The organism is Acidovorax sp. LjRoot204 (assembly GCF_056175785.1).
Genome location: NZ_JBGFFF010000304.1, coordinates 1 through 2,204, shown reverse-complemented (window position 1 = coordinate 2,204; position 2,204 = coordinate 1). Strand labels below are relative to the sequence as shown.

Genomic DNA, 2,204 nt, shown 5'->3' with positions numbered 1-2,204 from the left:
GGCGTGTACCCCGCTGCGTGTGGCGAGCGGGTGTGGCCGGTGGCGGCGGCCGACCCGCGCGGCTTTGCGGCACGGGCGGTGGAGGGCATGTGGCGCGATCTGGGCGGCAAGCTCACGGGCAGCGTGCGCGACGGCAAGGTGCCCCCAGGCCTCAAGCCCGCGTTTGTGGTCCCGTCCCCTGCACTGGCCGAGGTAGTGCGCGACGTGAACAAGTACAGCAACAACGTGATGGCGCAGCAGGTCTTTCTGACCCTGGCGCTGCAAAAAAATGGTGTGGCCACATTCGACGGCGCCCGCGAGGTGCTGCGTCAGTGGTGGCAGGCCCGCGTGGGCGATGCCGACCTGCCGCAGGTGGACAACGGCGCCGGGCTCAGCCGCGACGCACGCCTGACCGCACAGGCCCTGGCCCGCATGCTGCAGGTGGCCTGGSTMTCGCCSSTGATGCCSGAGCTGGTGKCSTCGCTGCCGATCACGGGCGTGGACGGCACGCTGCGCCGCAGCCAGAGCCGTGCTGGCACCGCCCACCTCAAGACGGGCAGCCTGCGCGACGTGATGGCCGTTGCAGGCTATGTGCATGCCGCCAGCGGGCGCCGCTATGTGCTGGTGGCGGTGGTCAACCACACCAATGCAGGGGCAGCGCGGCCCGTGCTCGACAGCCTCACCGACTGGACGGCGCGCGAGCAGTGAATAATCGCTGCTGCCCTGCGTTTTCCCCACCATGCAACTCCATGAACTGATCGGCTACCTGGCCGCCTGCCTGACCACCTGCAGCTTTGTGCCCCAGGCCCTGCACACCTTTCGCACGCGGGACGTGAGCGGTATCTCGCTGGGCATGTACAGCGTCTTTACCGTGGGGGTCGCGCTGTGGCTGGCCTACGGCCTGGCGCTGGCGGCCTGGCCCATCGTGGTGGCCAATGCCATCACCCTGGCCCTCGCGGGCACCATCCTGGGCATGAAGGTTTTGTACGGCGTGCGCCGTCCCGACTGACTGGTCTAACAGGCCTGCGCGCGCTGTCGCCTAGGTGTCTGGCGGCGCCCGTCCTCCCGCGTTATCCCCTATGGATGCTGCAGCGCAGGTGCGCGCACGATGCGTCGTTCTTCACTGACCGAGGTATCCATCCATGACCTATTTCCGCCTTACCTGTGTGGCCGCTGCAGCGGTCCTGCTTGTCGCCTGCGGTGGCTCTGACGACCCGGCGCGCGGCGCACTGATCGACCCCCCCGCCACGCTCACGACGCTCACCGTGGCGCAGATCGACTCGGCCACGGCCAGCAGCGGCCTGCAGGCGATCAGCGGCAAGGCCAAGTGCGATGTGAAGGTGGTGTCGCTGAACTATGCGACCGTGGGTGCCAGGAGCGGCGAAAACACCAACGCCTCGGGCGTGATGCTGGTGCCGGCCGGCGCCTGCACCACCGCAGCGCCGCTGGTGGCCTATGCCAAGGGCACCGATGTGCAAAAGCCCCGCACCCTGGCCAACCCGCAGGACAGCGAAACCTTCCTGCTGGCGGCCATGTACGCCGCGCAGGGCTATGCCGTGGTGGCCACCGACTACCTGGGCTTTGCCAAGTCGGGCTACAGCTATCACCCCTACCTGCATGCGGACTCGGAAGCCACCTCGGTCATCGACTCGGTGCGTGCTGCACGCAATGCGGCGGGCACGGTGGGGGCCACGCTGTCTGGCAAGGTGATGTTCACCGGGTACTCGCAGGGTGGCCACTCGTCCATGGCAGCGCAGCGCGCAGCCGAGCGGGACTACGGCAACGAATTCAATGTGGTCGCAGGCGCGCACCTGGCAGGCCCCTACAACCTGTCGGGCTCGCTGCGCATTCCGGACGCGATCGCGGGCGTGCAGTTCTTTGTGCCCTACCTCGTCACGGCCTGGCAGAAGGTCTATGGCAACGTCTATACCGACGTGAAGGATGTGTTCAAGGCGCCGTACTCCGGCTACATCGAGAACCTGCTGCCCAATCCCACGCTCAACTACACCACCCTGGTGACCACGGGCATGCTGCCCTCGGGCACACCGAACCAGGCGCGTGACGCGCTGTTCCAGTCGGCGTTCATCAGCGGCTCCCAGACCAGCACCACCCACCCGCTGTACCTGGCGGCCAAAAAGAACGACCTGCTGGGCTGGACCCCCAAGGCGCGTGTGATGCTGTGTGGCGGTGCTGGCGACCCCACCGTGCCGCCAGCCGTTCACATG

The 2,204-nt window shown here is 67.6% G+C and carries 3 protein-coding genes; all 3 read left to right on the top strand.

Features of this window, described 5'->3' with window-relative positions:
• Nucleotides 1-687, top strand: a 687-nt coding sequence (locus AC04MI_RS24800; protein ID WP_476498997.1) for a D-alanyl-D-alanine carboxypeptidase/D-alanyl-D-alanine-endopeptidase, incomplete at its 5' end; no start/stop codon positions are given.
• Nucleotides 688-718: 31 nt separating this feature from the next.
• Complete coding sequence (locus AC04MI_RS24795; RefSeq protein WP_015016142.1) at nt 719-988, top strand: SemiSWEET transporter; 270 nt, start codon at nt 719-721, stop codon at nt 986-988.
• Between the two features lie 133 nt (nt 989-1,121).
• Nucleotides 1,122-2,204: lipase family protein (locus tag AC04MI_RS24790; protein ID WP_476498996.1), on the top strand; the 1,083-nt coding region annotated here is incomplete at its 3' end.